Genomic DNA, 11934 nt, shown 5'->3' with positions numbered 1-11934 from the left:
CAAGGACGAATCAGGGCGAGCCGGTCAGGCCGAAGATGCGGGCCAACAACACGCGCAAGCAACGCGAACTGAAGCCGGTCGACCTGAACGCGATGATGCTGAGAAGCGCCGAACTGCGGGCAGCCGCGGTAGCGAAATGAGCTTTTACAGTGAGATTTATAAAACTCAAAATCCGACATTTCTAATGAGCCGGGACTCCGACATTTCAAAATAGCCTCGACATATGATGTAGGTCCCAAGTTCAAATTTCCGCTTTCAGGCGGCCTGGTCTTACGCGCCGTCGATCCTGCGACACTCGCCCGCGCACGACTCCATCATGTCGAGCAGCGCGCGTTTGGCGGCGCTATCCGCGTGCGTGAACGCGAGCCCAATGCCTGCCCGATGACTGTCGAGTTCGAGCGGCCGCGCCACGACCTTAGGTGGCAACGCGGCAGCTGCTTCGGCTGGAATCACGCCAATGCCGAGGCCCGCCGCGACCAGCGCGAGCATGGTGCTGAATTCCCCCAGCTCCTGAGCGATTTCGAGATCCGCGCCCTGACGCTTCAACGCGACCAGCATCTCGTCGTGAAAGCCCGGGGCGTAACGCCGCGCCAGCACGAACGCAGGATAGCCGTTGAGGTCCGGCGGGCGAATCAGTGGGAGCGCCGCGAGCGCATGATCGTCCGGCAACGCGACGACAAACGGCTCTTCCAGTACGACGCGCGTCTCCAGACCGGCGCCCGTCACCGGCAACCTTATCAGTCCGAAATCGAGTTTGTTGTCGTGCAGCGCGGCGATCTGATCCGGCGTCGGCATGTCCTTCAGTTCGAGCGTGATGAGCGGATAGCGCGCATGCATGCTTCGAATGAGCGTCGGCAGGAGCTTCGGCAGCACGGACGACACGAACGCAATGCGCAGCGTGCCAATCTCTCCGCGCGCGGACAACCGCGCGGTCTGCTCCGCGCGCATTGCCTGATGCAGCGTGGCGCGCGCCTCGGGCAGAAAAAGCCGACCCGTTTCGCTGAGGGCGACCTTGTGGCGGTCGCGTTCCAGGAGCCGCACTTCGAGTTCTTCTTCGAGCGCCTTGATCTGCATGCTCAGCGCCGGCTGCACGATGCATAGCCGTTGCGCGGCCCGTCCGAAATGCAATTCCTCGGCAAGCGCCACGAACGCGCGCAGATGCTTCAGTTCCATGGCGTGTCTCCGGTTTCCAGACGCCCGTCATTCGTAATCACGATTCATGATAACAGCGTCACGAAAGACTATTGGCGCGATCGCCGCGCTTCAGGTGAACTGCATACATGCGGAGACAACCCGGACACGCGCAAATGCGGCCCAGAACATGAACGAGACACTGCAGCTTTTCAACCTGTGCGGAAAACGCGCCCTGATCACCGGCTCCGGACGCGGGATCGGACTCGCGCTGGCGCGCGGCCTCGCAGGCGCAGGCGCCGCGGTCGTCATCAACGATCGCAATGAGCAAAAGGCGTCCGCCGTCGCGGCGCGCTTGCGCGACGAAGGCTTTAGCGCGGATATTGCTGTTTTCGACGTGACGAATCCCGCGCAGGTGACTGACGCGGTCGATGCGTATGAGGAACGCGCCGGCGCAATCGACATCCTCGTGAACAACGCCGGCATCCAGCGCAGAGCGGCGCTCGAAAATTTCACCGCCACCGACTGGAACGACCTGCTGCGCGTCAACCTGGACGGCGCGTTTCACGTCTCGCAGGCCGTTGCGCGGCACATGCTGGCGCGCGGTCGCGGCAAGATCATCAACATCTGTTCGGTACAGGGCGAACTGGCGCGGCCGGGCATCGCGCCCTACGCGGCGACGAAAGGCGCCATCCGCATGCTTACCAAGGGCATGTGCGCGGAGTGGGCAGGACGCGGCATTCAGGCCAACGCGCTCGCGCCGGGTTACTTCGCCACCGATCTCAACCGCGCGCTCGTCGACGATCCCGCTTTCTCCGACTGGCTGTGCAAGCGCACGCCGGCGGGCCGGTGGGGCCGTGTCGAAGAGCTGTGCGGCGCCGCGGTGTTCCTCGCGTCGCCGGCGTCGGATTTCGTGAACGGGCAGACGCTTTTCGTCGACGGCGGGCTAACCAGCGTCGTTTGAGTTACCCGCATACGCGGCACCACAACAAGACATCTAGGAGACATTGAATGCGTTCACCCATTGCGAACCGGACCCGCTGCGCGCAGGCGCTCGCCGGCCTGATCATCGCCGTCACGGCTTGCGCCTCGCAGGCCGCCGACTGGATCGTCTCAGGCAACGACGGCAAGTATCAGCGCGTCGAAGGCCGCGATACCTTTCCCGACAACCCCGGCCCCGACACGCTGACCCTGCTCGACGCCAGCCGCTTCCCGCCACAAGTCAAGGTGCAGGTGGAGGTCGAGAACGGCATCCAGGGTCCGCCACAGGCTGTCGCGATCACGCCGGATGCCACCGTCGCCCTGGTCGGCGCGCCGACGCGCTACGACTACGCGGCAAAAAAGCTGCTGATGGATTCGTTCGTGCAGGTGGTCGACCTGCAGGCGTCGCCGCCCGCAGTCAGCCGGCTCGATATCGGCAGCCATCCGCAGGGCATCGCCATCGACCGCGCCGGACGCCTCGCGCTCGCCGCGTGCATCGACGGCAGCGTGGCGGTGCTCGGAATCGAAGGGAATCGCGTGACGCTCGTGGATACGCTGAAGATCGCGCAGAAGCGTCTTTCCGGCGTAAGTTTCACGCACGACGGCCGCCACGCACTGGTCGCCTTGCGCGACGAACAGGGCGTCGCCGTCCTGAACGTCACCGACGGCCGCGTGACCGACAGTGGCGTGCGCCTGTCGAGCGGCGTGGCGCCCTACACCATCGACATATCGAGCGACGGCAAATGGGCCGTCGTGAGCAACGTCGGACTGGCCGGCCTGCCCTCCTATGCGGGCAAGCTCGCGGGCGACGTCGACACCGTGACGCTGATCGACGTTTCGCACGAACCGTTTCGCGCAGTCCAGCACATTACGGTGCCGTCGCTGCCCGAGGGCGTGGCGATCTCGCCCGACGGCAAGTGGATCGGCGTCCAGGCGATGGGCGGCTCCAACCTGACGCCCGACAACCCCGGACGACATTCGCGCGGCAAGGTCCTTCTCTTCGCGATTCGCGACGGGCAGGCCGTGAAGGTCTCCGAGGCGCCGGGCGGAGAAGCCGCGCAGGGAATCGTGTTCACCGCCGACAGCAAGCATCTGATCGTGCAGTTCAACGTCGAGAAGCAACTCGCGATCTTCGCCGTGAACGGCGGCCATCTGCGCGATACCGGCGAACGGATCGCGCTGACGGGCGGCCCTTCGTCGCTTCGCACGATGCCGCGCTGAAGCACCCGTCATTCAAGGAGGACAGAAGCAATGTCAACGCAAAGTACAGCACGCAAGCACGTCGTGGTCTTCCGCAAGATTCCGGACGACCTGCTCGAACGAATCCGGGAGTGGCACGACGTGACCATCGCCGACCCGAGGCGCGCGGAGGAATTGCCGCGTTTTCGGGAAGCGCTGCACGACGCCGATGGCCTGATCGGTTCGAGCTTCAAACTGGGCGCGCAGGAACTGGACCGGGCACCGCGTCTGCAGGTGATTTCGAGCATTTCGGTCGGCGTCGACAACTACGATCTCGCCTGCCTGAAGCGGCGCGGCATCACGTTGTGCCACACGCCGGGCGTCCTGACCGAGACGACCGCGGACACCGTGTTCGCGCTGATCATCGCGGCTTCGAGGCGTCTTGTCGAACTGTCGAACCACGTGCGCGATGGCGGGTGGACGCGCAATATCGGCGAAGACCTGTTCGGCTGGGACGTGCACGGCAAGACACTCGGCGTGCTGGGTTTCGGCCGGATCGGGCAGGCGGTCGCGCGGCGCGCGGCGCTCGGGTTCGACATGCCGGTGGTTTTCCACGACCCGTTCGACGTGCAGGTACCGGCATCGCTCGCACAACACGCGGTGCGTGCGTCGTTCGACGAAGTGCTCCGTCGCGCGGACATCGTGGCACTCACCCTGCCCCTCTCCGACGAAACACGCGGCCTGATGGATGCGCAGGCATTCTCCGCGATGAAACCCGGCGCGATCTTCGTCAACGGCTCGCGCGGCGCGATCGTACGCGAGGACGCGCTCCTCGCCGCGCTCGACAGCGGCCACCTGCGCGCGGCGGGCCTCGATGTGTTCGCCGTCGAACCGCTCCCGCAGGATTCGCCGCTGCGCACGCATCCGAAGGTCACGCCTTTTCCGCACATCGGGTCGGCGACGCACGAGACGCGGCGCGCGATGGCCGAACTCGCCACCCAGAACCTGTTGCGCGTGCTCGACGGCGAAGCAGCCGTCGCGGCTTACGACCTGTCGAAGGAATAGAGCGACCATGCCTCATTCGATTCCAGTCCTTTGCGGCTCCCTTGCCGGCCAGCCGTTCACGTTCAACGTGAAGGTGCACAACGCGGCGTACCGTGCGCTCGGCGTGGACTACACGTTCGTCAGCTTCGGCATCGAAGACGCCGCCGGCGCAATCAACGCGATGCGCACGCTTGGCATTCGCGGGCTCAACGTGACGATGCCGCACAAGCAGGCCGTTGTCCCTCACCTCGACGCGCTCGACGAAACCGCGCGCGAAATCGGCGCCGTGAACACGATCGACAATCGCGACGGCCGCCTGACGGGCTACAACACCGACTGCACGGGTGCCGTGCGCGCGCTCGAAGAAGTGACGCCGCTCGACGGCCGCCGCGTCGCGCTGCTCGGCGCAGGCGGCGCGGCTCGCGCCATCGCCTGGGGCGCACGGCGCGCCGGCGCCCGGGTGACCGTGTTCAACCGCACCGCGTCGCGCGGACTGGATCTGGCCCGCGACTTCGGGCTCGCTTTCGGCGGTGACCTGAACGACTTCGACCCCGCCGCGTTCGATGGCGTGGTCAATGCGACGGCGGCCGGATTCCGCGCGCCGGACGTCAATCCGCTGCGTGCCGGTCAGCTTGCGCCGCACCTGTTCGTGATGGATGCGGCGTTCATCCCCGTGCGCACGAAGCTGATTCGCGACGCCGCAGCGGCCGGATGTCGCGTGGTCGACGGAACGCGGATGCTGCTGCATCAGTTCTGCGGACAAATCGAGTTGTACACGGGCAAGCCCGCCCCGCTCGACGTGATGAGCGCGGCCTTGCTCGACGAGATCGCGCGAGTCGGCTAAGCCCAGGCGGGCTCCGTCTCGACGAAGGAAAGCGTGGCCAGTGCGATCCGGCACCTCGCGACAAGACGAGGACGGATTCAGCGTTGTGAATCTGGTCAAAAGCGGCGTTCGCACGCTGCGTTGCAGAACGGGCCGTCCGGATCACGCAGGTGATCAGGAACGGCATCCACATTGGAGGAGACATCATGAAACACCAGCAAACCATCGCGGCCGCCCCGGGCGAAACCAGTATCGATGCCGGCAGCCGCAAGCAGGAGGTCACGACCGCCGACCTGTATCGCGCCGCGTGGGCCGCGTCGCTTGGCAGCGCGCTCGAATACTACGACTTCGCGCTGTACAACCTCGCGTCGGCGCTGATCTTCGGGCCGCTGTTCTTCCCGTCGAGCGATCCGAGCATCGGCCTGATCGCGAGCTTCGGCGCGTACTTCCTGGGCTTCGCGATCCGGCCCGTGGGCGGCATCATCTTCGGGACGCTCGGCGACCGGTATGGTCGCAAGTTCGTCCTGATGGCGACGATCCTGCTGATGGGCGTCGCCAGCACGCTCATCGGCCTTTTGCCCACCTACGCGAGCGCCGGCGTCTGGGCTCCGATCCTGCTCGTCGGCTGCCGCCTGCTGCAGGGACTGGGAGCCGGCGCGGAACAGGCCGGCGCCGCGGTGCTGATGGCCGAATACGCGCCAGCGAAGCGGCGCGGCTATTTCGCGGCGTTGCCGTTCATGGGCGTGCTGCTCGGGACCGTGATGGCGGCCGCGATCTACTTCGCGCTGGTGCGCGTCGAGGACATTTCGCAAAGCTGGCTCTGGCGCGTCCCGTTCCTGTTGAGCGTCGTCATCATCGCGGTGGCGGTCTGGATCCGGCTGAAGCTCAAGGAGTCGCCCTCGTTCACCAAGCTCGAAGCGCGCCAGCAAGTCAACGACAGTCCGCTGAAGCACCTCCTCAAACACTCGAAGCCGACGCTCCTCAAGGTCATCGGCTTGCGGATGGCGGAGAACGGCGGTTCGTCGATCTATCAGTCGCTTGCCATCAGCTACATCGCGACCGCAACCGGCCTCAAGGGACCGATCGGACCAGTCGCGCTGCTGCTGGCCGGCGCCTCGGGAGCGGTGATCATTCCGTTGACCGGCATGCTGAGCGACCGCTTCGGACGGATTCCCGTCTATCGCGCGTTCGCCGTGTATCAGTTGCTGCTCGCCTATCCGACCTGGTGGGTGCTGAGCCAGGGCAATGCGACGGCAAGCGTCGCGATGTTGTGCGTCGCCCTCGCCGGCGTCTGGGGCATGTTTGCGACGCAAGGCGCGCTGCTTCCCGAACTCTTTGGCGCACAGCACCGATACGCGGGCGTCGCGGTGGGGCGCGAAGTGTCGGCGGTCATCGCGGGCGGGGTGGCGCCGCTCATCGGCGCATCGATCATCGCCTGGGCGACCGCGCACTGGGGCGGCAGCCAGGGCACGATCCTCGCGTGGATTCCGCTTGCCACTTACGTCGCGATCCTGAGCGCGATCGGCGTGGCGACGACGTGGTACACGCCCGAGACGCGCGGCCGCGATCTCGATGACTTGCGCGACGCCGCAGAGGTTCCTGTGATGCCGGCCGATCAGCCCGTGGCTCGACGATCTTCATAACGAGCGACTGCTCGACGGTTTTCGCTGCACGGCTGCTTCGATACGTTCGAAGCAGCCGTTTTTCTTTTGGGGCGCCCGGCGTCATTCGTCAGTCCAATTCCCGCTTCTGATCCCCGCGTATTCCCCGATACCCCGCAGATCACACCTCATGGTCTACTCATCACACCAGTAAAACAAAAAACGGTTCCACATCCATCCCACGTAGTTGGAGGAGGCGAAATGCAAAGTGCAGCAGATCTCCAGGCGGTCGAAAAATCGGCCATACGCAAGGTGTCGCTACGTCTCGTGCCGTTCGTGGCGCTGATGTTCTTCATCAACTTCCTCGACCGGACCGCGATCTCCTTCGCCGGCCCGAACGGGATGACGAAGGATCTCGGCCTCACCGCCGCCCAGTTCGGACTCGCGGCCGGCGTGTTCTTCATCGGCTACATCCTGCTCGAAATCCCGAGCAACCTCGCGCTCCACAAGTTCGGCGCCCGCCGCTGGCTCGCGCGGATCATGGTGACGTGGGGCATCGTCGCGCTGCTCTTCACCTGGGTCAGCAGCATCCCGGGGCTCTACACGCTGCGCTTCCTGCTGGGCGTCGCGGAAGCCGGCTTCTTTCCCGGCGCGATCCTGTTCCTCAGCATGTGGGTGCCCGCGCGGCATCGCAGCCACATCCTCGCGCTCTTCTATCTCGCTCAGCCGCTCACCATCGTGATCGGCGCGCCGGTCGCGGCCCTCCTGATCGAAGCGCACGGCGCGTTCGGCCTCGCCGGCTGGCGGATCATGTTCTTCGGCGTGGCAGTCCCGGCGATCATCGTCGGGTTCATCGCGTGGTTCTATCTCGCCGACCGCCCGTCGCAGGCGAAGTGGCTCACACCCGCCGAGCAGAACTGGCTCACGGCGGAACTCGAAGCCGAGGAACGCGCGAAAACCGTCGCCGCCGCACCGCACACGCTGCGTCCCGGCGCCGCGATGACGAGCGGCCGCGTCTGGATGTTCGCGCTGATGTACTTCGGCCTGATCTACGGTCTCTACGCGCTGGCGTTCTTCCTGCCGACGATCATCGGCGGCTTCGAAGGCCGTTTCGGCACGCACTTCAATGTGTTCCAGAAAGGCCTGATCACTGCGATTCCGTACCTGCCGGCCGCGCTCGCCCTGTTCCTGTGGAGCCGCAACGCAACGAAACGCGGCGTGCGCGCCTGGCACATCGGCATTCCGGCGCTCGTCGGCGCGGCGAGCATTCCGCTCGCGCTCTACATGAAATCGCCGACGGCCAGCATCGCCGTCATCACGGTGACCGCCTGCGCGATCTTCTCCGCGCTGCCGAACTTCTGGGCGCTGCCTGGGCGCTTCCTGTCCGGCGCGGCAGCCGCGGCCGGCATCGCGCTGATCAACACGGTCGGCAATCTGGCAGGCTTTCTCGCGCCCTACATCACCGGCGCCGTGAAGGACGCGACCGGTTCCTATCAGGCGCCGATGTTCATCGTCGGGGCGTTCATGCTGCTCTCGGCGGGACTCGCTTTCGCGATCGGTACGACCTCGCGTCGCCCGGCCGCCGATGCATCCGTCCCGGTCGGACTGAACGCGCATTCGCACACGAAATAGCGCGCTTCGACACACTCACTCTCTGGAGATAAACGAAATGACGGAAAAGATCGCACTCTTTGGCGCAGGCGGAAAGATGGGCTACCGCCTGACGAGCAACCTGCTGAAATCGGATTACCGCGTCGCGCACGTCGAGCCGGGCGAAGGCGGCAGAAAGCGGCTGAAGGACGAACTGGGTGTCGAATGCGTCTCGGCGGATGCGGCCATCGACGGCGCCGATGTCGTGATTCTCGCCGTGCCCGACACGCTGATCGGCAAGCTGAGTCATGAACTCGCGCCTAAGCTGCGTCCCGGCACGATGGTGATGACGCTCGATGCCGCAGCGCCCTTCGCCGGCCATCTGCCGGCTCGGCCCGACCTGACCTATTTCGTCGCGCATCCGTGCCACCCGCTGATTTTCAACGACGAATCGACGACCGAGGCGCGTCGCGACTTCTTCGGCGGCGCCCATGCGAAGCAGTCGATCACGAGCGCGCTGATGCAGGGCCCGGAGGAAGCATTCGATCTCGGCGAAGCGGTCGCGAAGGTGATCTACGCGCCGATCCTGCGCTCGTACCGGCTGACGGTCGACCAGATGGCGCTGCTGGAACCGGGCCTCTCCGAGACGATCTGCGCCACCCTGCTCTACGTGATGCGCGAAGCGATGGAGGAAACCGTGAAGCGCGGCGTGCCGAAGGAAGCAGCGCGCGATTTCCTGCTCGGCCACATGAACATTCTGGGTGCGGTGATCTTCAATGAAATTCCGGGCGCGTTCTCCGACGCCTGCAACAAGGCGATCGAGTTCGGCAAGCCGCGCCTCATGCGCGACGACTGGAAGAACGTCTTCGAGCGCGAAGAAATCGCCGAAAGCATCCGCCGCATCACCTGAAACCGCACTCGTCGAGGAAACCCATCGTGACCGAACGCATCCACGCGACCTACTGGCTGGAAACCGGCGTCGATCCGCACCTCGCCGCCGACGTCATCGCGGGCGAGCAGTCGAGCGGCACCTTCGTCGCGCTGCCGAACGAGACGCCCGAACTGAAGGCGCGCTCGGGCGCGCGCGTCGAGCGCCTCGACGTGCTCGATCGCGCCGACAAACCCAGCCTGCCCGGCGGCATCGAATCGAAGGTGTACACGCGCTGCGCGCTGGAACTGTCGTGGCCGATCGAAAACCTGGGGCCGTCGCTGCCGAACCTGATGTCGACGATTGCCGGCAACCTGTTCGAGCTGCGTCAGGTGTCGGGCTTGCGGCTGACGGGCCTGCGCCTGCCGCCGTCGTTCGCAAGCGCCTATCCGGGGCCGGCGTTCGGCATCGAAGGCACGCGCCGGCTCGCCGGCGTCGAGCGCGGGCCGCTGATCGGCACGATCATCAAGCCGAGCGTCGGCCTGTCGCCGGACGAGACCGCGCGGCAGGTGCGCGAACTGGTCGCGGGCGGCATCGACTTCATCAAGGATGACGAACTGCAGGGCGACGGCCCGCATTGCCCGTTCGACGAACGCGTGCGCGCGGTGATGCGTGTCGTGAACGAGCACGCGGATCGCACCGGCAAGAAGGCGATGGTCGCGTTCAACATCACGGGCGATCTCGACCAGATGAAGCGCCGCCACGATCTCGTGCTCGCCGAAGGCGGCACCTGCGTGATGGCCGTGCTCAATTCGATCGGGCTCGTCGGCATGCACGAATTGCGGCGTCACAGCCAGTTGCCGATCCATGCGCATCGCGCGGGCTGGGGTTACCTGTCGCGCAGTCCGGAACTCGGCTGGGATTACGCGCCGTGGCAGATGATCTGGCGTCTCGCGGGCGCGGATCACCTGCACGTGAACGGCCTGCGCAACAAGTTCAGCGAGCCCGATGACAGCGTGATCGCCGCCGCACGCGCCGTGCTCTCGCCCGTGATGCCCGACGCGCCGATGCCCGCGATGCCCGTCTTCAGTTCCGGCCAGACGGGCCTGCAGGCCGCGGACACCTTCGCCGCGATCGGCTGCGCGGACCTGATTCATACCGCGGGCGGCGGGATCTTCGGCCATCCGGGCGGCGTCGCGGCGGGCGTCGAGGCGTTGCGCGAAGCATGGGTCGCGGCAATCGAGGGCGTGCCGCTCGAACGGCATGCACAGCGCAATCCGGCGCTCGCCGCCGCGCTGGAGTTCTGGCGATGAGTTCGCATTCGGAGGACTGGCCCGACGGCCTCCTGCTCGCCTATTACGGCGACGACTTCACCGGTTCGACCGACGCGATGGAAGCGCTGACGGCCGCGGGCGTCCCCACCCTGCTCTGTCTCGACACGCCCTCGCCCGAACTGCTCGCGCGCTTTCCCGAGGTGCGCTGCGTGGGGCTGGCGGGATCGTCGCGCGGACGCAGCCCGCAATGGATGGACGACGCGCTGCCGCCCGTTTTCGCCGCGCTGGCCGCGCTCGGCGCACCGATCCTGCAATACAAGGTCTGCTCGACCTTCGATTCGTCGCCTGCGATCGGCTCGATCGGGCGCGCCATCGACCTAGGCGTGACGCACATGCCGGGAAGCTGGTCGCCGATGATCGTCGGTGCGCCGCGGCTGAAGCGCTACCAGGCGTTCGGCAATCTGTTCGCGGCCGTCGACGGCGCGGGCTACCGGCTCGACCGCCATCCGACGATGTCGCGCCATCCCGTCACGCCGATGAACGAAGCCGACCTGCGCGTGCATCTGCGACAGCAGACCGAACGCCGCATCGAACTGATCGACATGGTGCGGGTGCGCGCGCCCGACGCCTCCGCTTCATGTCACGCGCTCCAGGGCGACGACACGCCGGTCGTCATGATCGACGTGCTGGACGAGGAAACGCTCGCGGCCGCCGGACGGCTCGTCTGGGAAAACCGTGGCGCAGGTGTGTTCAGCGCGTCGTCGTCGGGATTGCAGTACGCGCTCGCCGCTCACTGGCGCGCGTGCGGCCTCTTGCCCGCCACGCCCGCCCTGCCCGCTGCCGGACCCGTGCCCGCGATCGCCGCCGTGAGCGGCAGTTGTTCGCCAGTCACGGCCGGCCAGATCCGCTGGGCGCGCGCATACGGCTTTTGCGTCGAGCGGGTCGATCTGCGGCGCGCGCTCGACCCGCGCGAGGGCGATGCCGAAATCGCGCGCGTGATCGACGTCGCCGAGCAGGCGCTGCGGCAGGAGCAAAGCGCGCTCGTCTTCAGCGCCGAAGGCCCCGACGATCCCGCCGTGCTCGGCTTCGATTCGATCGCGCGCGACGCCGGCCTCTCGCGTCAGGACGCCGCGCGGCGCGTCGGCGGTGCGCTCGCCGATGTGATGCGGCGCCTGCTCGATCGCGTGGAACTGCGGCGCGTCGTGGTGGCCGGCGGCGACAGTTCCGGCGAAGTCGCGAGCGCGCTCGGCATTTCGGCACTGAGCGTCGCTGGCGGACTCGCGCCGGGCGCGCCGCTGTGCCGCGCGTGGTCGGACGACGTTCGTCGGGACGGTCTCGAAATCGTGCTCAAGGGCGGGCAGATCGGGGAAGCCTCGTTTTTCGGCGCGGTTCGGGAAGGCCGGCTGCTCAACTGACCGCGCGACTCGGTTCCGTGCCTCCGTG

At 66.4% G+C, this 11934-nt stretch carries 10 protein-coding genes; 9 read left to right on the top strand and 1 reads right to left on the bottom strand.

Annotation, left to right across the window (positions count from 1 at the left end; genetic code table 11):
- Positions 1 to 270: 270 nt before the first annotated feature.
- Entirely contained in the window at positions 271 to 1173 is a 903-nt protein-coding gene (locus AWB81_RS18375) for a LysR family transcriptional regulator (RefSeq protein ID WP_062637897.1), read from the bottom strand.
- 148 nt (positions 1174 to 1321) lie between these two features.
- Here AWB81_RS18375 and AWB81_RS18370 point away from each other — a divergent pair, with 148 nt between their 5' ends.
- From AWB81_RS18370 to oiaK, 9 genes are all read left to right on the top strand, one after another.
- Positions 1322 to 2095 (top strand): glucose 1-dehydrogenase, encoded by a 774-nt coding sequence (locus AWB81_RS18370; RefSeq protein WP_062637895.1) that lies wholly within the window; start codon positions 1322 to 1324, stop codon positions 2093 to 2095.
- 47 nt (positions 2096 to 2142) lie between these two features.
- A complete protein-coding gene (locus AWB81_RS18365; RefSeq protein ID WP_062637893.1) occupies positions 2143 to 3333 on the top strand; it encodes a YncE family protein in 1191 nt (396 codons plus the stop codon).
- Positions 3334 to 3363: 30 nt separating this feature from the next.
- Positions 3364 to 4356, top strand: coding sequence for a 2-hydroxyacid dehydrogenase (locus AWB81_RS18360; protein WP_062637891.1), 993 nt, complete (start codon positions 3364 to 3366; stop codon positions 4354 to 4356).
- Positions 4357 to 4363: 7 nt separating this feature from the next.
- Positions 4364 to 5179, top strand: coding sequence for a shikimate dehydrogenase family protein (locus tag AWB81_RS18355; protein WP_062637889.1), 816 nt, complete (start codon positions 4364 to 4366; stop codon positions 5177 to 5179).
- Positions 5180 to 5364: 185 nt separating this feature from the next.
- Positions 5365 to 6801, top strand: a complete 1437-nt coding sequence (locus AWB81_RS18350; RefSeq protein ID WP_062637887.1) for an MFS transporter — start codon at positions 5365 to 5367, stop codon at positions 6799 to 6801.
- A 219-nt stretch (positions 6802 to 7020) separates the two neighbouring features.
- On the top strand, positions 7021 to 8391 hold the full coding sequence (locus AWB81_RS18345; protein ID WP_062637885.1) for an MFS transporter: 1371 nt from the start codon (positions 7021 to 7023) through the stop codon (positions 8389 to 8391).
- A 37-nt stretch (positions 8392 to 8428) separates the two neighbouring features.
- On the top strand, positions 8429 to 9259 hold the full coding sequence (locus AWB81_RS18340; protein WP_062637883.1) for a phosphogluconate dehydrogenase C-terminal domain-containing protein: 831 nt from the start codon (positions 8429 to 8431) through the stop codon (positions 9257 to 9259).
- Positions 9260 to 9285: 26 nt separating this feature from the next.
- On the top strand, positions 9286 to 10530 hold the full coding sequence (locus AWB81_RS18335; RefSeq protein ID WP_062637881.1) for a ribulose-bisphosphate carboxylase large subunit family protein: 1245 nt from the start codon (positions 9286 to 9288) through the stop codon (positions 10528 to 10530).
- The gene (gene oiaK / locus AWB81_RS18330) at positions 10527 to 11906 is read left to right on the top strand and encodes a 3-oxo-isoapionate kinase OiaK (RefSeq protein ID WP_235025828.1); all 1380 of its coding nucleotides are present in this window, start codon (positions 10527 to 10529) and stop codon (positions 11904 to 11906) included. The genes AWB81_RS18335 and oiaK overlap by 4 nt, the downstream gene beginning before the upstream one ends.
- Positions 11907 to 11934: the final 28 nt, after the last annotated feature.

The sequence above is a fragment of the Caballeronia arationis genome (genome assembly GCF_001544975.2).
GTDB lineage: Bacteria > Pseudomonadota > Gammaproteobacteria > Burkholderiales > Burkholderiaceae > Caballeronia > Caballeronia arationis.
Note: the sequence above shows the minus strand (reverse complement) of the source record. Positions and strands in the feature narration are given on the sequence as shown.